An 18,700-nucleotide genomic window follows, 5' to 3' on the forward strand; every position below is an offset into this window, starting at 1 on the left:
TCGCACAAGCGATTGATTCTACATCAACAGGAGGGGATCTCCGGAGCGCAGGGCGTGATCAACACCTATCTCGGCTATCAGCTTGTTTCGCGCGACATGGCGAAGTCACTGGCGCGCGTTGAAAAGCAGCCGATGGTCGAGCGCGACACGGCTTACTACCTCGAAAACATCACTAAGGTGAAATCGATCGACGCGTTCATGGCGGACGACAAGCTGTTCCGCTACGCCATGAAAGCGCATGGCCTTGAGGACATGAACTACGCCAAGGCCTTCATGCGCAAGGCTCTGGAAGGCGGCATCGACGACGATGCAAGTTTTGCCAACAAGCTGACCGACAAGCGCTACTACGAGTTTGTTGAGACGTTCAATTTCGTCCGCCATGGCGAAACGGCAACGGTGTTCACCAAGGCCCAGCAGGGTACCGTGGACAAGTATGTTCGACAAACGCTGGAAGAAGATCAGGGCGCGCAGAACGAAGGCGTCCGGCTGGCGCTCTACTTCGAGCGCAAGGCATCGGAAATCACCTCCTTTTATTCCATTCTCGCTGATGGTGCCCTTTCCGAAGTGCTGCGCACCACGCTCGGACTTCCGGATGCATTTGCCACGGGCGACATCGACAAGCAGGTCGCTTATTTCGAGCAGCGGGTGGACATCGAGGATTTCCAGGATCCCGAGAAGCTCGACAAGTTCCTGAAAACCTTCACCGCCATGTGGGAGACTAAGAACCCCAGTTCGTCGGCACAAAGCGCCATGAGCGCCCTTTTTGCACAAAGCGTGGAATACGGGCTGTCGACGAACCTGATGCTCACCATCCAAAGCATGCGCCGCTAGGGAACGACGATGGAAGCCGGACTCTACGTTTCCTTGTCGTCGCAGATCGCGCTGGAGCGTCGGCTGAACACGCTGGCCGACAACCTGGCCAATGTGAACACCGTTGGGTTCCGCGCGACGGGCATGAAGTTCAACGACCTGGTCAGCGGATCGGGGGAGAATGCCCTGTCCTTTGTTTCGAAGGGGCAGACCTATCTCAATACCCAAAGCGGCGGCATCCGGGAAACCGGCAACGCGCTGGATTTTGCGATCCAGGGCGACGCCTGGTTCTCGATCCAAACGCCGGCCGGCCAGGTTCTGACCCGTGACGGCCGCTTTGCCTTGAACGACGTTGGCGAGCTTCTGACGCTTGAAGGTTATCCGGTGCTGGATGCCGGCGGAGCCCCCATCCAGCTCGACCCACGCGGCGGCGCACCCAATGCGGGCGCCGACGGCATGCTGTTTCAAAACGGCAATCCGGTGGGCGCTGTTGGGCTGTTTGCCTTTACCCCGCATGAGAATTTCGAGCGCTTCGGCAACTCCGGGATCCTGCCGCGCGGGCCGGTAGAACCGGTCGTGGATCGCAACGACATCGGCGTGAAGCAGGGCTTCCTTGAAGATTCCAACGTGAACCCGGTCGTGTCCATGACGCAGCTGATCATGGTTCAGCGTGCCTTCGAAAATGCAGCTGCAATGAACCGGCAGACCGAAACCAGCATGTCGGACGCGATCAAGACGCTCGGCTCACGCAGCGGCTAAGCGATGCCGGACGCTCCCGCCCCTGCCCTGCAAGCGCTGGCCGATCTGGTGGGGCGCTTCGTCAACGAAGAAGCGCTGCTTCGGCGCGGCGGCAAGGTCGTGGAAATATCGGCCACCCACCTGAAGATCCGCGGCCTGTCGGATGTGGCGCGCCTCGGGCATCTTCTGGAACTCGGCGACGCTCGTGCAGAGGTGGTCAAGATCGAAACCGACCATCTGCTCGCGGCACCGTACGAGCGAACCCTTTCGACGCGCATTGGCGATCCAGCCTTCGACACGGGTCCAGCCAGCATCGAACCGCACGAAGCCTGGCGCGGGCGTGTGGTCGACGCTTTGGGTCAGCCCGTAGACGGGGGACCGTTCCTAGTCCGTGGCGAAGCGAGGTCGCGCAGAAGCGAACCGCCAAGCGCTCTGAGCCGTCAGCGGGTTGATACAGGACTGCGCACGGGCGTTCGCGTCATCGACATCTTCACCCCGCTCTGCTTCGGCCAGCGTTTGGGCATCTTTGCTGGCTCGGGCGTCGGCAAATCAACCTTGCTCGCGATGCTGGCGGGCTCGGATGCCTTCGACACGGTTGTGGTCGGGCTGATTGGCGAACGCGGTCGCGAGGTGCGCGAGTTTCTGGAAGACACCATCGGCCAGGCGATGGAGAAGACGGTGGCCGTGGTCGCCACATCCGATGAAAGCGCGATGATGCGCCGCCGGGCCCCGGATACGGCCATGCGGGTGGCCGAGCACTTCCGCGACAAGGGGCACCGCGTTCTCCTGATTCTCGACTCCATCACCCGCTTCGCCCATGCCCATCGTGAAGTCGCCACCGGCGCCGGTGAGCCGCCCGTGGCGCGCGGCTATCCCGCCTCCGTATTCACGGAGCTCCCCAAGCTGCTCGAGCGAGCGGGACCAGGGAGGGAAGGCAGCGGCTCCATCACGGCCGTTCTGTCTGTGCTGATCGACGGAGACGACCACAATGATCCTGTTGCCGATTGCGTGCGCGGCATTCTTGACGGCCACATCGTGCTGGACCGCGCTCTTGCAGCACAAGGACGCTTTCCACCGGTGAACCCGCTGACCTCAATCTCGCGCCTCGCCCCCAAGGCCTGGACTCCAGAGGAAAAGGTCCTCGTCACCCGCCTTAAAAGCATGATTGCTCGCTTCGAAGATACCCGTGACATACGGCTGCTGGGTGCCTACCAGCCGGGCCTCGATCCGGAGCTCGACCAGGCAGTCCGGCAGGTTCCGGTGATCTATGACGCCTTGGTGCAAGCGCCGGGCGATGAAAAAAGCCCCGACCCGTTTGCCGCCCTGGCCAAGCACCTGAAAGCGCAGGAAGCTCAGAATGCCGCAGCCTGAGATCAACCAGCCCGCAAAATTGTCTCCTTTGCGGCGGGCGCTCTCGCTCATTCGCTGGCGCCGTTCCGCAGACGACAAGAAGCAGCGCAGCGAACTCGGCACGGCGATTGCTGGCATCACGCTGGGCCTAACCTGCGCCCTCTTTCCCTGGTACGTCTTCTACAACCAGGACCAGTTCGGCATTCGTGCCATGAAGTTCAGCGGCCAGGGGATGATCGCCAGCGGGCCAAGCGGCATGCGCTCATTTCCCGACCGGGTTGGCTCACCGATGTCGATCGAAGAAGCCGCGCAACTTCCACTGGATCCGTTTTCGACCGGGACCCTGCCCCAGCGCAAGCGAGACGGCGAGACCCCTGCCAAGGAGGTTCTTGATCAGCCTTTCCCGGCCGATTCGATCCCCTATCGCATGGTCCACGCAACGCTTGGGCGCGCGATGATTCAGGACGACGGCGGGCTGTTCGTCGTTCAACCCGGCTCCAAACTGCCCGACAACAGCAAGGTCAGGGCCATCGAGCAGCGCGGCGATGACTGGGTTCTGGTAACCAGCCGCGATAAGGTCCTGCTGCTCGAGCCCTGAGCGCGTCCGGGCAAGGTCCACGCAAGTTCATCCGCTTAGGATTTGCGGAGACTTCGGGGATCTTGTCTTCCATGCAGCCCGTCAACTTGTTTGATCTTGCGAGCCAGCAGGCGCGCTGGCTCAGCGTCCGTCAGTCGGCCATCGCCGGCAACGTCGCCAATGCCAACACGCCCGGCTATGGCGCCGTTGATGTCGAGCCCTTCGAAAAGGTGCTGCAAAACAAGGCCGTGACGATGGCGGCAACGCAGCCGAACCATATCCTCGCCAGCACGTCGCCTGCGCGCACTCGCGTGGAAACAAAGCAGGACGGCATCGCGATCCTGCCGTCCAAGAACACGGTCACACTGGAAGACCAGATGCTGAAGGCCGGCGAGGTCGGACGTGCCTTTGAGCTCAACACTTCGATCGTGAAGGCCTTTCACCGCATGTATCTGATGACGACGAGGTCCTGATGGATGCTTTGACCACAGCCCTCAAGGTGGCCGCATCCGGGCTTGAAGCGCAGTCGCAGCGCGTGCGCGTGGTGTCGGAAAACCTTGCCAACGCCCAGTCTACGGGCAACACGTCGGGCGCTGAACCCTACCAGCGCAAAACCATCACCTTTGCGTCGACGCTTGATCGCGTCAGCGGCGGGTCCTTCGCGCAGGTGTCCGACATCGGCCGCGACAGCTCAGCCTATCCCGTCGAGTTCCTGCCCGGCCATGAGGCGGCGGATGACAAAGGCTACGTGAAGATGCCCAACGTCAACGTCCTGGTCGAGATGGCCGACATGCGCGAAGCCAACCGTTCCTACGAAGCCAACCTTCAGGTCGTGAAGCAGGCGCGAGAACTGATTTCCATGACCATCGACCTGATGCGGAACCAATGATGATCGGTGGCCTCGACAGTTTGATCGGCATCGGCAAGACAGCCGGCGCCAAGCTTGATTTTTCTGCCGGCGTTGCCCCGGTTGCCGCTCCCAAGGCGGGCGAACCGACGAGCTTTGCCGCTGCGCTGGGTGACATGGCGACCAACACCATCGGTTCGCTTCAGCAGGCCGAGCAGGTTTCGCTGATGGCTTTGCAGGGTGATGCGGATACCCGCACTGTCGTGGATGCCGTGATGAGCGCCGAACAATCGATGCAGGCGGCCATCGCCATCCGCGACAAGATCGTCACTGCCTATCTCGAAATCAGCCGCATGGCGATCTGAGGAGCTGGACTCATGAAAGCCTTGGCTATTGCCGCAACCGGCATGACGGCGCAGCAAACCAACCTCGAGGTGATCGCGAACAACATCGCGAACATCAACACCACAGGGTTCAAGCGTGCGCGCGCCGAATTTTCGGATCTGCTCTACCAGACAGAGCGCCTGCAGGGCGTCCCGAACCGTGCCAACGGCGCGATCGTTCCGGAAGGCGCGCAGATCGGCCTTGGCGTGAAGACCACGGCCGTGCGCAACGTGCACATGCAAGGCGAGCTCACCGCAACCGGCAACAAGTTCGACCTCGCGCTGGTGGGCACCGGCTGGTTTCAGATCGACACCGGAGATGGGGAGCCGCTCTACACGCGCTCGGGAGCCTTCAACACCAACGCCACCGGCCAGATGGTCACCGTTGACGGCTATACGGTGAACCCCGCGATCACGATCCCAGAGAACACCACCGAGGTGATCGTCAACAAAACCGGACAGGTTTATGCCCGTGTCGACGGCCAGATGGAGCTCCAGGAGCTCGGACAGCTGACCTTGACGACCTTCGCCAATGAAGCCGGCCTTAATCCGATCGGCGACAACCTGTTCCGACCGACCGAAGCCTCGGGAGAAGCAAATGTCGGCGTCCCTGGCGACCCGGGCTTCGCCACGGTTGAGCAAGGCTATTTGGAAAACTCCAACGTCGACCCGGTGAAGGAAATCACCGAACTCATCTCGGCGCAGCGTGCTTATGAAATGAACTCCAAGGTCATCAAGGCGGCCGACGAAATGGCGTCGGTTGTGTCCCAAAGCCTTCGGTAAAGCATGATGCGCGCGCTTCTCCTCCTTGCCTTCCTTTCTGCGGTGCCGCTTGGCGGTGCTGCCGCGCAGGACGTCGCGCCTGTGCCAACGCGCGTGATCTACCCCGGGGAAACGATCACAAGCGGAGCCATCCAGGAAGCCAAGCTGAAGCGCGGGTCCCGCCTCACCTCCGACATGGCCGCGTCCGCCGAGGAACTGATCGGCAAAGTCTCCCGACGCACGCTTTTGCCCGGCCGCACCATTCCGCTTTCGGCACTCCGCGAGGTCTACCTCGTGGAAAGCGGGAAGCCGGTGGAAGTCCGCTTCGTGGCCGGCGGCTTGATCATCGCGACCACAGCTGTTCCGCTGCAGGACGGATCGGCAGGCGACATGATCAAGGTGCGCAACATGGACAGCGGCACGGTCTTCATGGGCGTGGTGCTGGCCGATGGTTCAATTCAGGTGAGCGCCTCGTGATCCGCCGCGCCTGTGTTCTTGCCTTGGTGATGCTGGCGGGCCTCATGCCCGCTGCCGCCGATGGCGTGGGCGCCGGCGCCTGGACGCGCATCAAGGACATCGCGCAGCTGCAAAGTGCGCGCGACAATCAGCTTGTTGGCTACGGTCTGGTGATCGGCCTCAATGGCTCCGGTGATGGTCTGCGCAACTCGCCCTTCACCGAGCAATCCATTCGCGCCATGCTCGAAAATCTCGGCATCGCCACCGAAGGGGGCCAGGCGCGCTCGAAAAACGTTGCGGCGGTGATCGTCACGGCCAACCTGCCTCCTTTCGTTCAATCCGGCACCCGCATCGATGTGACGGTTTCGTCCCTCGGCGACGCGACGTCACTCCAGGGCGGCACGCTGATCATGACGCCTTTGCGGGCGGCCGACGGCGACATCTATGCCGTGGCTCAGGGGCCCGTCTTCATTTCAGGCTTCAACGCCGAGGGTGCTGCCGAAACCCTGACCCAGGGTGTGCCGACCGCGGGGCGGGTGCCGAACGGTGCCATCATCGAGCGGCAGGTTGAAGCGCGCTTTAATGGTGACACGTCGCTAACCCTGCAACTGCGCAATCCAGACTTCTCAACCGCCGTTCGCGTGACCGACGCGATCAATGCCTATGCCAAGGATCGTTATGGCAAACGGCTTGCCGCCGAACAGGACGCCCGCACCATCCTGATCCACCGTCCTGAAGGGATCTCGGCCGCTCGCTTTTATGCGGAACTCGAAAACATCGCCGTTGTGTCTGATACGCCCGCAAAGGTGGTGGTCGACGAGCGCACAGGCACGATCGTGATCGGCCAGGACGTAAAGATCGCCAAGGTGGCGATCAGCCACGGTTCCTTGACCGTGCGCGTCAGCGAAACGCCGACGATCGTTCAGCCTGAGCCCTTCTCCCGTGGCGAAACGGCTGTTGAAGACAACACCGTGATCAACGCGTTCGAGGAAGGTGGCCAGGTTGCGATGCTCGACGGGCCTGATCTTGAAACGCTGGTGTCCGGCCTGAACCGCCTCGGCGTCAAGCCTTCCGGCATCATTGCAATCCTTCAAGGCATCAAGTCCGCCGGGGCGCTCCAAGCGGAGCTCGTGTTGCAATGATCCGGCTCGGCCTCAGCATGATGGTGGTCGCGGCAGGTTTTGCATCGAGCACGTTCGCTTCGTCCGCAACCGAACAGCTTGACCTGGCAACGCCACCCGCCAAGGCGACCGGCACCGAAAGCGAGATCCAGCGCTTCTGCTCCAACATCGCCGATGCCGCGCGCGACCGCCGCTACCAGATCCAGGCGCAGGAACTCGCCACTCTGCAAGCTGACATCGACAAGCGGCTTGAAGCTTTGGAAGCCAAGCGCCGCGAATACGAGGAGTGGCTCAAGCGCCGCGACGACTTCCTCAACAAGGCCGAGGACGGCGTGGTGGAGATCTACTCCAAGATGCGGCCCGATGCGGCGGCCGAGCGGATGGCGGAACTGTCGCCGGAGCTCGCAGCGGGCATTCTGATGAAGCTTGAAGCCCGCAAGGCAAGCGTCATCCTCAACGAAATGGAACGCAAAACTGCCGCAGCCTTGACTGCCGTGATGGCGAGTGCAGCGCGCAAGGAAGATCCCACATGATGCGCGCGCTTCTTCTTGTCGCAACAACCGGTTTGATGGCGGGCTGCTCCACGCAGCAGCGCAGTGAACTTTTCGTGCCGCCTACGCTGTCTCCCGTGGGGTCAGGCTATGCCACTCCTGCCCTGACATCGGTCAGCTACCCGGCCATTCCGGCCGCACCGGTGAAGCGCTACTCGCTTTGGAATGACAAGCAGAGCCGCTTGTTCACTGATCCGCGTGCCCTTCAGGTGGGAGACATCCTAACCGTCGACATTTCAATCAATGACCGCGCGCGCTTCCAAAATGAGTCGGAACGGGAGCGCACCTCGCGACGCGGCCTGGGTTTGACCGGCGCCTTTGCGGTGGCCGGTGCAGGCTCCGACGCTTCGCTTGATTTCGATGCCGATGGCACTTCGAAATCGCGTGGAACAGGCGCCACCACCCGATCTGAAGCAATCGAGCTGCAGGTGGCAGCGGTTGTTTCCGATGTTTTGCCCAACGGGAATCTGATTATTTCCGGGTCTCAGGAAGTGCGGGTCAACGCTGAACTGCGCGTCCTCACCATTCAAGGCATCGTGCGGCCATCCGACATCGGCGGCAACAACACAATCGATTACGAGCGCATCGCCGAGGCCCGCATCTCTTATGGCGGTCGAGGGCGTTTAACCGAGGTCCAGCAGCCTGCTTATGGCCAGCAGGTTCTCGACACGGTTCTCCCTTTCTGAGGCTGACAGAATGGCCGCAGCCAACGACAAGGAAGCGACGACACCGGCCAAAGGCTCGTCGCTTGTGGTGCAACTCGGCGTCCTGGCCGTGCTGACGGCCGCCGCGGTGGGCACCGGCTGGCTCGTGGGCGGTCACTTGCGTGCCGAGGCTGATACCCACCAGGCAGCGGCCGCCAACGAAAAAGCCGATGCAGGTCATGCGGCCGCGCAAGGGCACGACGGCGGCCAGGGACATGGTGCTGCGGATGCCGATGGCGAGACGCCGCCGCTTTATGCGAACCCCACAATCGTCGACCTTCTGCCCGTCACAACGAACCTCGCGGCACCAAGCGACACCTGGGTCAGGGCGGAACTGGCCGTTCACTTCACGCGCGCACCGCAGCCGGGTGTTGCCGACGCCATCCATCAAGACATGCTCGGCTATCTACGCACGGTGAAGCTGCATCAGATCGAAGGGCCGAGCGGGTTCCAGCACCTGAAGGCGGATCTTCTCGAGCGCGCCAATATGATCAGCAAGGGCGAGGTCAAAGAAGTCCTCGTGCGCACGCTCCTGTTCGAATGAGAATTCTCCTTCTCGTCACCGCGCTTCTTGGTTTCGCAACGCCGGCAAGCGCCCAGCAGTTCGACCTCACGCCGCTGGTCGGTCAGGCCGATGGCACGACCGTTGGCACCATCATCCAGTTATTCGGCCTGCTGACGGTTCTCTCGCTGGCGCCCGGGCTTCTCATCATGGTGACGAGCTTCACCCGCTTCGTGATCGCCTTTTCGATCCTGCGCTCCGGTCTCGGTCTGCAAACGACGCCCGCCAACTTCATCCTGATCAGCCTGTCGCTGTTCATGACTTTTTACGTCATGGCGCCCGCTTTTGATCAGGCGTGGAACAACGGCGTCCAGCCGCTTTTGAACAACCAGATCCAGCAACAGGAAGCCCTTCAGCGCATTTCCGACCCTTTCCGGGACTTCATGGCCCGCAACGTGCGCGAAAAGGACTACCAGCTTTTTGCAGATCTCGCCGCCGAACGCGGCGAGCAGACCGCAGATCGGCAAACGGTTGATCTGCGGATCCTCGTCCCCGCCTTCATGATCTCTGAGATCCGTCGCGGCTTCGAAATTGGCTTTCTGATCGTGCTGCCGTTTCTGGTGATCGACCTGATCGTGGCCACCGTGACAATGGCGATGGGCATGATGATGCTGCCCCCAACCGTGATCTCGCTCCCCTTCAAGATCATGTTCTTCGTGCTGATCGACGGCTGGAATCTCCTCGTCGGCAGCCTCGTTCGATCCTTCACCTGACGCTCCCACCCATTCAGCAACACACACACTGTTAACCATACCGGTTAGCCGTTTGGTCAGCCCCCTCGTGCCATAAGCCCTCCACGCAGGGTGGATTGAGGCATGGGGTCCTCATAGGCATGAGGCCGCGCCGCTCTACCGGCAGAAGCCCGGTATGTCCCGACCTGTACCGCTTAAGGGGCATCATCCATGTCAAGCATCATGACAAACGTATCGGCAATGACGGCGCTGAAGTCGCTCAATGCCACGAACGCCGCGCTGCAAACGACGCAGGCGCGCATTTCCACTGGCTTCCGGGTGGCTGAAGCATCCGACAACGCCGCCTACTGGTCGATCGCGACCACCATGCGCTCCGATAACAAGGCGCTTGCAACCGTTCAGGACGCGCTTGGCCTGGGTGCCGCGAAGGTCGACACGGCCTATACCGGCATGAACGCAGCGAAAGATATCGTCGACGAAATCAAGGCAAAGCTTGTTGCTGCCCGGGAAGGCGGCGTCGATAAAGCCAAGGTTCAAGCCGAGATCAAGACCCTCCAGGGCCAGCTCACCAGCACGGCCGACGCCGCGAGCTTTTCGGGCGAGAACTGGCTGAAGGCGGACTTGAGCACCGTCACGGCCGGCGCCCCGCTCACAAAGCAGGTCGTGGGTTCCTTTACCCGCGACTCAACGGGCGTGGCTGTGAAGACCATCGACATCACGCTGGCCACCACGACCGCGAACTCCATCCTTTTTGACACTCGTACGACTGCCAGCTCTACCAAGACCGGCATTCTGGACAAGGAAACCACCACGGCAAACAGCACGACTCCTACTGCTGTAAACGTGACCTACTCCGTGTCCACGCTGGATCTGACTGCGACAGGTGTCGACAACAAGGTCATCGACGGCATGATCAGCGCGGTCGATACGGCCTTGAAGGCGATGACGACCGGCGCCGCCGATCTAGGCGCTGCCAAGAAGCGCATCGATCTCCAGAAAACCTTCGTGAACAACCTGATGGACACGATCGACCGCGGCATTGGCTCGCTGGTTGATGCCGACATGAACGAAGAGTCGACCAAGCTGCAGGCGCTGCAGGTCCAGCAGCAGCTCGGCATCCAGGCGCTTTCCATCGCCAACTCCTCTGCGCAGTCGATCCTGTCGCTCTTCCGCTAATCGAACCCGGCTCGGGCGGCGTCTTCGGATCCGCCCACGCCCTTGCAGAACAGTCTGGATCTTCTGGTCCGGAGGCATGATGCCGCGCTGTTCTACCGGTGAGCCCGGTCTGCCCACATTGTATCGAATAAAGGGGCATCAACCATGTCTAGCATCATGACCAACGTATCGGCGATGACCGCGCTCAAGTCGCTCAACGCCACCAACAGCGCGCTTTCCACCACGCAAGCGCGCATCTCCACCGGCTTCCGCGTTGCTGAAGCCTCCGACAACGCAGCTTACTGGTCGATTGCGACGACCATGCGTTCGGACAACAAGGCGCTGTCCACCGTCCAGGACGCTCTCGGCCTGGGCGCTGCCAAGGTCGACACGGCCTACACCGGCATGAATGCGGCGATCGAAACGGTCGACGAAATCAAGAAAAAGCTCGTAGCGGCGCGCGAAGGCGGCGTGGACAAAGCCAAGATCCAGGCCGAGATCACCACCTTGCAGGCTCAGCTTACCAGCAATGCGGCCGCCGCTTCGTTCTCGGGCGAGAACTGGCTTTCGGTGGACTCCAGCGCCACCGGCTACAGCGCAAGCAAGGCAATCGTGGGTTCGTTCACGCGCGCTGCCGACGGCACCGTTTCCGTCAGCACCATCGCCGTGGATACGTCAACGATCAAGCTCTTCGACTCGGCAACGGACGCGGCAGCCGCGGGTACCGGCATTCTGGACTCCAAGTACAGCACTACGACGGGTGTGCGAAATGCCGATCAAACAACGGCTGGCTTCACGGTTGCCACTCTCAACATCTCTGCCCTTACGAACAGCACAGCCGACCTGACGACGCTCGACTCCTACATCAAGGGCGTTGATGCGTCGATCAAGCTGATGACCACGGCTGCCGCTGATCTTGGCGCCGCCAAAAAGCGCATCGACCTGCAGAAGACCTTCGTGTCCAACCTCATGGACACAATCGACCGCGGCGTTGGCTCCCTGGTTGACGCCGACATGAACGAAGAGTCGACCAGGCTGCAGGCGCTTCAGGTGCAGCAGCAGCTCGGCATCCAGGCACTTTCGATCGCCAATTCCTCGGCACAGTCGATCCTGTCGCTCTTCCGCTAAGAGCGTACGCCAACCTCTTCAAACGGGCCGCCTCTTGTGGCCCGTTTTCATTTTCGCACAAGCTTGCAACTCTAGGGTGGCCCTGAAGTCCAGGAGCGCCCCTGCCCGTGCCCGAACAGCTACAAGCCATCGTCAACAATCTTGGTGCGCTCGGTGCGCGAAGGCTCGGCCTGCTTGCAGCAGCCGGTGTTCTGATGGTCGCGCTGATCGTCGGTGCTTCTGTTTACCTCAATCGGCCTGCCTACGAGCCGCTATATGTCGGGCTCGAACGCGCCGACGTGAACCAGATCGGCCTTGTTCTCGGCGAAGCCGGCATCGGCTTCGATGTAGCATCCGACGGCACGACTGTGCTGGTTCCGGTCGGGCAAACGGCAGAAGCCCGCATGCTCCTCGCCGAAAAAGGCCTGCCCACATCCACCAATGCGGGCTATGAGCTGTTCGACAATGTCGGCTCGCTCGGCCTGACATCCTTCATGCAGGAAATCACGCGCATTCGCGCTCTCGAAGGTGAGATCGCGCGCACCATCCAGTCCATCGCCGGCATCCGGGCCGCGCGTGTACACATTGTGCTCGCGGAACGGGCGAGCTTTCGGCGCGACCAGCAGAAGTCGTCGGCATCGGTCGTGATCCGAACCTCGAGCTCCATGGAAGCGACGCGTAGCGCCAACTCGATCCGCCATCTCGTTGCTGCGGCCGTTCCAGGGCTTGAAGCCGATGATGTGACAGTGCTCGACTCGGCAGGCACACTGCTGGCATCCGGCGACGACCTGTCCAACAGTACGGCCAACCGGGCGATCACCGTGGAGCAGAACGTCGCGCTGCAGATCGAGGACAATATCCGCCGGGCGCTGACGCCTTACCTTGGAGCCGACAACTTCCGGGCCAGCGTAAAGGCCGATGTCAACACGGACCAGCGCCAGATCGAGGAAACGATCTTCGATCCCGAATCGCGTGTCGAGCGCTCAACGCAGATCATCCGGTCCAACGACAACTCGCAGCAATCCACCACCAACCAGCCGGCAACGGTGGAACAGAACCTGCCGGAAGAGCAGGCAAATGCCACCGAAGGCCCGCAGTCGAGCGAAAACAGCGAGCGCAAGGAAGAGGTCACGAACTACGAGATCAATTCCAAGAAGATCGCCACCGTTTCGAACGGTTACGACATCGCCAAGCTGTCCATCGGCGTGGTCGTGAATCAGAAGCGATTGGCAGAGGTGGTCGGCGAAGGCGCAACACCGGAACAGATTGCCGCACGCGTGGCAGAGATTCAGGCCATGGTGTCATCCGCAGCCGGCTTGTCCGAAGCGCGGGGTGACCAGATCAACGTGGCGGCTGTTCAGTTCCTTGATGGCCTGATCGGCGAGCCGCTGCCGGAGCCGGGGCTGATGGATCTGGTGAAAAGCCAAAGTGGAACGCTGATCAATGCCGGCGCCTTCGTGATCGTGGCCCTGCTCGTCGCCTTGTTTGGACTGCGTCCGATGATGGCGGCCGTGACGCGCACCACACCGCCGGCCACCGAAATGGCTGAAGCCAACCTTGCTTTGCCGGCCGCAGGCGAAACGCCGCAGATTGCAGCAGGAGAAACGGCGGCCTTGCCGGGCGCGTCAACCGGGCAGCCCACCGCGCTTGACGATCTACGCCAGCGCATTCGCCCCGCGCCACAGGAACGGCTCGCTCGACTCGTTGACATCAATGAAGAGCGCACGGCGCAGATCCTGCGCAAATGGGCAGCAGCAGAGGCCGCTTGATGCCAGCTCGCGCTATCTCGGACCTGCTGGTCGACTTCGGGTCGGAGCCAAGGCTTCCTCGGCCCGTGCTCGCCGCGATTCCGGAGCAAAGGGAAGAGCACGCAACTGCTGCCGATTTGGAGCATCGCATCGCGGAAGCGGTGCGGCAGTCTGAAGCTCAATGGCGCCAGGAGCAAACGGAACGTTGGGCGGCCCGGGAAGCCGAGATCGAGGCGGAGCATGCCTCCAGGATGCGGCGGCAGGAAGCGCTTTGGGCGGCAAGTGCCGCTGAAACCATGATGGAGCAATTCACGAAGCTGGAGCAGGCCGTTGTGGAGCGCACCGGTGCGGCCGTGGCGCAGATCCTGTCGCCCTTGCTGTCCGAGCCATTGCGCGCGAAGGCGATTAACCAGCTGGCGGTGAAGTTGCAGGCAGTTTTGGCCGAAGGAACTGCGGTGCGCCTGCGCGTGAGCGGACCGGCTGCCTTGTACCACGCACTTCTGGCGCAACTCGGAGAAACGATTGCGCGGCTCGACTTCGTGGAAAGCGAGGATATCGATCTCACTCTGACGATCGACGACGCCCTTTATGTGACCCGCCTGAAATCGTGGTCCGCTGAGTTGGAGCGCGTGCTGGCATGAGCGTCGTGGAAGGCCCGCCGCACGGGCACGAAATCATCATTATCCGTCGCAACCACGACCATGAGGAAGGACATCATGGCGGGGCGTGGAAGATCGCCTTCGCCGACTTCATGACGGCGTTGATGTGCTTCTTCCTCGTGATGTGGCTGATCAACGCGGCCAACGAGGAAACGAAGGCGGCGGTCGCGAGCTACTTCAATCCGGTGAAGCTGACCGACCGCAATTCCAGCCGCAAAAGCCTGGCCGATCAGGGCAACGGCCCGCTCGCGGCCGGTACGGTTTCAGAGGATCAGGAGAATTCCCCTGTTCCCAAGCAGGACCAGACCGCGCCCACGGCCGGCCAGGCTGATCAAACCGTGACAAGCGATCCGATCAAGGAATCGCGCATCTTCACCGACCAGAACCTGTTCTCAGATCCGTATGCCGTGCTGGCGGAGATTGCCGCCGAAACCGGCAATCTGCAGAACATGGCCGAAAAAGGCGAAGGCGGCGCACAGGACGCAGGACCAGCCACCGGCGCCTCGGGCGGGGAGTCCTACCGCGACCCCTTCGCTCCTGACTTTTGGTCGAAGCAGGTTGCCAAGCCGGAAGATGCCGGCGAGAACCCGCGCGACGGCTACGCAGAACTCAGCGCCAACAGCAATGGCAGCAGCGGACCGGCCGCACAGCCGAGCGCTGCCGCCGAAAGCTTCCCTGAAGCGCCGCCAGCCCCTGCCGCGAAGCCGCTGCCTGACCTGCCGGCTCTCGCCCCTGCTCCCGAAGAAGAGGCCGTAAAGGTCGAAGCACCGACTGCTTCCTCTCCCGAAAGCTCGGCGGTCACCGAAAAGGCTGCCGCCATTCGCGCCCAACTCGAGCAAGCGCTTGCAAGCGACCCCCGGCTCCTGATGGGCATGACCGTGGAAGCCACGGAAGGTGGCGTTCTGATCTCGGTCACCGACAAGGAGAACTACGGCATGTTCGCCGTCGGCTCCGCTGTGCCTGGCCGCGATCTGGTTCTCGGCATGGAAAAGATCGCCAAGGTGGTGGAAAGCCAAAAGGGCCCAGTCACCATCAAGGGCCATACCGACGGTCGCCCTTTCCGTAGCGAAACTTACGACAACTGGCGCTTGTCCACCGCTCGCGCCCATTCCGCCTACTACATGCTGGTTCGAGCCGGTCTTGACGAAAAACGCGTCCGCGAAGTCGCGGGCTTTGCCGACCGACAGCTGAAGGTTCCGGGCGACCCGCTTTCCGATACCAACCGCCGCATCGAGATCCTGGTCGGCGTCGGCGAATGAAGCTTCGGCACTTCCTCGCGGCAGGACTGCTCGTGGCCTTGCTCCCGGTGCATGCGGCAGCCGAAACCGCGCTTGCGCCATACCAGATGGTGCGCTCGCTGCAGGTGCTGCAGGACCGCATCGCCGATGGCGACCACGCGGCCTTGCCGATGCAGAACAAACTGCTCGAGATGATCGACAAGCGCTTCCGCGATGCAACGGACGCCGACTTCGAGGACCGCCGGAATTTCCGCGCGATGCTGGTTTACGGCATGTCCGGCGGCAATCCCGTCACCCTGGAGATGCTGACCGGGCGGCTGCATCTGGCGACACACGACCAACAGCTTGCACTGGGCGTCAGCGCTTATCTGACTGGACGGCTGCGCCTTGCCCAAACGGCACTGAAGACGATCGACGCTGGCAAGCTGCGTCCAGAACTCGGCGCCTTCCTGGCTTTGGTGCAAGGATCCCTGATGGCGGCCGAAACGCCGTTGGATGCGCTGCGTTTTCTTGATCAGGCGCGGCTTCTCGGCCCTGGCACACTGGTTGAGGAGGCTGCACTCCGTAGAACCCTTTCCCTCACCGCGACGCTCAAGCAGGTGCCACGCTTCCAGCGCACGGCGGAGCAATACGTGCGCCGCTTCATCCGCTCTCCCTATGCCTCACAGTTCGTGGATGACCTGCTGGGTGGCATTGTTGCACTTGATCAGCACATCGACCGTGGGTCGATTGCCAGCACCATTGCTTTGATGACGCCCGAACAGCAGCGCTTCGTTTACCTGAAGCTGGCGCGGATCAGCGCCATCGAGAACCTCGCCGATCTCAATGCCTTCGCTGCGGAAAAGGCAAGAAGCCTCGGCGGCGTGGACGGTGAACCGGATCCGCGCGCCCTGCTTTACTCGGCAGCGCCCGAGGTCACATCGGAAACGGTGGACCAGACCCTGGCCCGGTTGAAGCAGATCGACAAGAGCCGATTGTCCGAAAACGACCGTTTGCTCCTTGATGCCGCGGAAGCGATTGCCAACAGCGTGACATCGCCAGCGGCGGCCTTATCACCCGCGGCCAGCGCCCCGGAGGCCGAGCAGCCGCAGGGGGAGCCGGAGGTGGTCCAAGTCAGCGCCGATCCCTCCACGGACACGCGGGGCTCCGAAACCGCTGACGGCGGCCACATGGATATCCTGACGAGCGCGCGCGCCAAGCTCGATGCAGTGGACGCGCTTTTGGAGCGAAGTGCCCAATGATGCCTATCGCTTCCGCAGCCCCACATGCGGCTCTCGATCCATTTTCGACCTCGCAAAAAAACGAAGGGCAAGCGCCTGACGCGGGTCCGTTCGGCGATCTTCTGGAAAAGCCAGCCGGCAGCGCAAAAACGCGCGCACGGGAACCCCGTGAGGACAACGAAGAGCTCGGCGAGCCGAAGCGAAAGGCGTGGTCCGCCCTGCATCTCCTTCTTGCGTCGGAAACCACAGTGGCAACGGAAACCAATTCAGCGCCGAGCGATCCGGTGCCGAGCGAGGAGGATGCGGAACGGGAACAGCCCGATGGTGAAGCGATCGCCATTGTTTTGCAGGTTGCTGCCGAGCAGCGGCCGGCGCAGATCGCAAAATCCAACCTCGGAGATGATCCCTCTGGTGCCGCCCAGATGCTAATGGGGGCAGAGGCAGATCCAGCGGCCGGCGCGAACCGCCCGGCCGAGATGGCTCCAACGGAAGCCACCGCTTCACCGGCCGCGCAGCCTGCGGCGCCCGCGTCTGCCCCGGCGGCGGTTGCGCCTCCTCCGGCTGCGCAAGCCATTGTTGCAGCACCGCAGGCGGCCCTCGCAGCGCCCGCGATGACACGCGCTGCGCAGAACCAGTCCTTGTCGCGGCAGGACGTATCCGAGGCGCCCGCAGATACCAATCCTAAGACGAACGTGAACCCTTCCGTTGAAGTAGCTTTCAGGCCCTCCGCTCCCGTGAAAGAGCCGACCGTCCGGTGGTCACCGCCGGCGGACAACCAGACTCAGCCGACCGAGCAGGACGCTTCCCCGCCGGCAGACGACCGCAACGGCGGTGCACCGCTTCCGACGCCCTCAACGCCGCCATCTGCTGCCACATCAGGCATGGCGCTGCCGGGCGCGGCACCTTTAGCGCTCGATCCGGTCGAACAACCAGCCCTCGTTGAAGCGGCTCGACGGGTCACCGAAGCCGAGGTGACCAGCCAGATGGCCGGTCCGAGCGAGACCCTGAAGCTCCGTTTGAACCCCCTTCACCTGGGGCTCGTGACCGCCGTGCTGAGAGGCACAGCCGACGGTCTTGTGGTTGAACTGCAGGTGGAAACTGCGGAAGCACATGCGCGCCTGGTGCAGGACCGCGATGCGATCGGAAACGCGTTGGCCGATGTCGGCGTATCGGTGGATCGCATCACGGTTCAGCATGTCCCTGGCGCGGCCGCAGCCTCGGGCCGTGAAGCCGATTATGCGGGCTCCCTGCCCCAAGCCAACAACGGAACACCCCATGACCCGGCGACCGGCAACCGCAACGAAAACCGCGGCAATCCGCCTGCGCAGCATCGCAATGATGGCAGCGAAGGGCGCGGCGGAAGCTCTGGTTCGCGCCCAGACAACGGTTCCGCTCGTCCTGATGGTGGTCGCTATATCTAGTAGTGTCGCCACTGCGCCGGCACGCGCAAACAACGCGTGCGAAGCCGAGATCATCAAGGCGTCGCGGGCGCACGACATTCCGGTCGCGATCCTCTACGCTGTGGGTCTCACCGAAACAGGTAAGCGCGGCAGCCTTCAGCCTTACGCCTTGAACATAGAGGGGAAAGCGGAGTTCGCACCCTCCAAGGAAAAGGCGATCGCGCTGTTCCAACAGGCACGCGCGGAAGGCAAGACCCTGATCGACCTCGGCTGCATGCAGATCAACCACCATTACCATTCGTCGGCTTTTCCGTCGCTCGCGGCGATGCTCGACCCGCATCTAAATGTTGATTACGCCGCCCGCTTCCTTGCCGCCCTGAAGCGCAAGCATTCCTCCTGGTCAATGACGGTGGCGCGCTATCATGCCGGCCCCAACAACGATCCGGCGCAGAAGCGTTATGTGTGTCGCGTGATCGGCAACATGATCGCCACTGGCATGGGCGCCTGGACGCCCGAAGCAAGGAGCTTCTGCCAGCCTTGAGCGGCTGAGTGTTACAGCCCGTTAACCATTGCGGATCTGCGACTCCCCAGATCATCCCTGTAAGAACTCGTACTGTGCG

Annotated in this window: 22 protein-coding genes; all 22 read left to right on the forward strand. The window is 62.2% G+C overall.

Annotated elements, in window-relative coordinates; genetic code table 11:
* Positions 1 to 54 precede the first annotated feature (54 nt).
* The 22 genes from J5Y06_RS21470 to J5Y06_RS21575 all read left to right on the forward strand — a co-directional run bounded on the left by J5Y06_RS21470 (position 55) and on the right by J5Y06_RS21575 (position 18,621).
* Positions 55 to 831 (forward strand): DUF1217 domain-containing protein, encoded by a 777-nt coding sequence (locus J5Y06_RS21470; protein ID WP_209337255.1) that lies wholly within the window; start codon positions 55 to 57, stop codon positions 829 to 831.
* A gap of 9 nt (positions 832 to 840) precedes the next feature.
* Positions 841 to 1,569: a flagellar basal-body rod protein FlgF gene (gene flgF, locus J5Y06_RS21475; RefSeq protein WP_209337256.1), complete on the forward strand. Its 729-nt coding sequence runs from the start codon at positions 841 to 843 to the stop codon at positions 1,567 to 1,569.
* A gap of 3 nt (positions 1,570 to 1,572) precedes the next feature.
* Positions 1,573 to 2,919 carry a flagellar protein export ATPase FliI gene (gene fliI, locus J5Y06_RS21480; protein ID WP_209337257.1) on the forward strand — a complete coding sequence of 449 codons (1,347 nt, stop codon included), beginning with the start codon at positions 1,573 to 1,575 and terminating at the stop codon, positions 2,917 to 2,919.
* Entirely contained in the window at positions 2,906 to 3,496 is a 591-nt protein-coding gene (locus tag J5Y06_RS21485) for a hypothetical protein (protein ID WP_209337258.1), read from the forward strand. Before fliI ends, J5Y06_RS21485 begins: the two co-directional genes overlap by 14 nt.
* Positions 3,497 to 3,567: 71 nt before the next feature.
* A complete protein-coding gene (flgB, locus tag J5Y06_RS21490; RefSeq protein WP_209337259.1) occupies positions 3,568 to 3,948 on the forward strand; it encodes a flagellar basal body rod protein FlgB in 381 nt (126 codons plus the stop codon).
* Positions 3,948 to 4,364: a flagellar basal body rod protein FlgC gene (flgC, locus tag J5Y06_RS21495; RefSeq protein WP_209337260.1), complete on the forward strand. Its 417-nt coding sequence runs from the start codon at positions 3,948 to 3,950 to the stop codon at positions 4,362 to 4,364. Before flgB ends, flgC begins: the two co-directional genes overlap by 1 nt.
* Positions 4,364 to 4,687 carry a flagellar hook-basal body complex protein FliE gene (gene fliE, locus J5Y06_RS21500; protein WP_385932601.1) on the forward strand — a complete coding sequence of 108 codons (324 nt, stop codon included), beginning with the start codon at positions 4,364 to 4,366 and terminating at the stop codon, positions 4,685 to 4,687. Before flgC ends, fliE begins: the two co-directional genes overlap by 1 nt.
* A gap of 12 nt (positions 4,688 to 4,699) precedes the next feature.
* Complete coding sequence (gene flgG, locus J5Y06_RS21505; protein WP_209337262.1) at positions 4,700 to 5,488, forward strand: flagellar basal-body rod protein FlgG; 789 nt, start codon at positions 4,700 to 4,702, stop codon at positions 5,486 to 5,488.
* Positions 5,489 to 5,491: 3 nt separating this feature from the next.
* On the forward strand, positions 5,492 to 5,944 hold the full coding sequence (flgA, locus tag J5Y06_RS21510; protein WP_209337263.1) for a flagellar basal body P-ring formation chaperone FlgA: 453 nt from the start codon (positions 5,492 to 5,494) through the stop codon (positions 5,942 to 5,944).
* A gap of 29 nt (positions 5,945 to 5,973) precedes the next feature.
* Positions 5,974 to 7,065, forward strand: a complete 1,092-nt coding sequence (locus J5Y06_RS21515) for a flagellar basal body P-ring protein FlgI (protein WP_209337324.1) — start codon at positions 5,974 to 5,976, stop codon at positions 7,063 to 7,065.
* Positions 7,062 to 7,577: a MotE family protein gene (locus tag J5Y06_RS21520; protein ID WP_245248253.1), complete on the forward strand. Its 516-nt coding sequence runs from the start codon at positions 7,062 to 7,064 to the stop codon at positions 7,575 to 7,577. Before J5Y06_RS21515 ends, J5Y06_RS21520 begins: the two co-directional genes overlap by 4 nt.
* On the forward strand, positions 7,574 to 8,281 hold the full coding sequence (gene flgH, locus J5Y06_RS21525) for a flagellar basal body L-ring protein FlgH (protein ID WP_209337264.1): 708 nt from the start codon (positions 7,574 to 7,576) through the stop codon (positions 8,279 to 8,281). Before J5Y06_RS21520 ends, flgH begins: the two co-directional genes overlap by 4 nt.
* Positions 8,282 to 8,291: 10 nt before the next feature.
* Positions 8,292 to 8,843, forward strand: a complete 552-nt coding sequence (locus J5Y06_RS21530; protein WP_209337265.1) for a flagellar basal body-associated FliL family protein — start codon at positions 8,292 to 8,294, stop codon at positions 8,841 to 8,843.
* Entirely contained in the window at positions 8,840 to 9,574 is a 735-nt protein-coding gene (gene fliP, locus J5Y06_RS21535) for a flagellar type III secretion system pore protein FliP (protein WP_209337266.1), read from the forward strand. The genes J5Y06_RS21530 and fliP overlap by 4 nt, the downstream gene beginning before the upstream one ends.
* 189 nt (positions 9,575 to 9,763) lie before the next feature.
* The gene (locus tag J5Y06_RS21540) at positions 9,764 to 10,729 is read left to right on the forward strand and encodes a flagellin N-terminal helical domain-containing protein (RefSeq protein ID WP_209337267.1); all 966 of its coding nucleotides are present in this window, start codon (positions 9,764 to 9,766) and stop codon (positions 10,727 to 10,729) included.
* A 144-nt stretch (positions 10,730 to 10,873) separates the two neighbouring features.
* The gene (locus J5Y06_RS21545) at positions 10,874 to 11,836 is read left to right on the forward strand and encodes a flagellin N-terminal helical domain-containing protein (protein ID WP_209337268.1); all 963 of its coding nucleotides are present in this window, start codon (positions 10,874 to 10,876) and stop codon (positions 11,834 to 11,836) included.
* A gap of 107 nt (positions 11,837 to 11,943) precedes the next feature.
* Positions 11,944 to 13,584: a flagellar basal-body MS-ring/collar protein FliF gene (gene fliF / locus J5Y06_RS21550; protein ID WP_209337269.1), complete on the forward strand. Its 1,641-nt coding sequence runs from the start codon at positions 11,944 to 11,946 to the stop codon at positions 13,582 to 13,584.
* Positions 13,584 to 14,204, forward strand: a complete 621-nt coding sequence (locus J5Y06_RS21555; protein WP_209337270.1) for a hypothetical protein — start codon at positions 13,584 to 13,586, stop codon at positions 14,202 to 14,204. The genes fliF and J5Y06_RS21555 overlap by 1 nt, the downstream gene beginning before the upstream one ends.
* Positions 14,201 to 15,481, forward strand: coding sequence for a MotB family protein (locus J5Y06_RS21560; protein WP_209337271.1), 1,281 nt, complete (start codon positions 14,201 to 14,203; stop codon positions 15,479 to 15,481). Before J5Y06_RS21555 ends, J5Y06_RS21560 begins: the two co-directional genes overlap by 4 nt.
* Positions 15,478 to 16,701 (forward strand): chemotaxis protein, encoded by a 1,224-nt coding sequence (locus tag J5Y06_RS21565; protein WP_209337272.1) that lies wholly within the window; start codon positions 15,478 to 15,480, stop codon positions 16,699 to 16,701. The genes J5Y06_RS21560 and J5Y06_RS21565 overlap by 4 nt, the downstream gene beginning before the upstream one ends.
* A complete protein-coding gene (fliK, locus tag J5Y06_RS21570) occupies positions 16,698 to 18,101 on the forward strand; it encodes a flagellar hook-length control protein FliK (protein ID WP_209337273.1) in 1,404 nt (467 codons plus the stop codon). The genes J5Y06_RS21565 and fliK overlap by 4 nt, the downstream gene beginning before the upstream one ends.
* Complete coding sequence (locus J5Y06_RS21575; protein WP_385932604.1) at positions 18,019 to 18,621, forward strand: transglycosylase SLT domain-containing protein; 603 nt, start codon at positions 18,019 to 18,021, stop codon at positions 18,619 to 18,621. Before fliK ends, J5Y06_RS21575 begins: the two co-directional genes overlap by 83 nt.
* Positions 18,622 to 18,700: the final 79 nt, after the last annotated feature.

Source organism: Tianweitania sediminis, from assembly GCF_017813335.1.
GTDB lineage: Bacteria > Pseudomonadota > Alphaproteobacteria > Rhizobiales > Rhizobiaceae > Tianweitania > Tianweitania sediminis.